A 258-nucleotide genomic window follows, 5' to 3' on the forward strand; every position below is an offset into this window, starting at 1 on the left:
GGCCCTGCCCCCACGCCCCAACCTCCGCCAGGTGCTGATCGCCTGGTTGGGCGGTGTGATAGCGATTGCGACGATTGCCGGACTTGGGGACGTGTTGACCCTGAGCTTGCTGCTGGGCTCTTTTGGCGCATCGTGCGTGCTGGTGTTCGGCTTTCCCGATGTGTCCTTCTCGCAACCGCGTAACGTGGTATTCGGACACCTGCTGAGTACGTTCACGGGGCTGGTCTTACTGAACCTCTGCGGGCCGCATTGGTGGGC

Annotated in this window: 1 protein-coding gene; it reads left to right on the forward strand. The window is 62.8% G+C overall.

The genetic code is table 11. From position 1 onward, the window contains the following. Positions 1-258 (forward strand): HPP family protein (locus AC0IW9_RS31220; protein WP_471652175.1); only part of this gene is annotated, 258 nt, incomplete at both ends.

Source organism: Belnapia sp. AC561 (genome assembly GCF_979252845.1).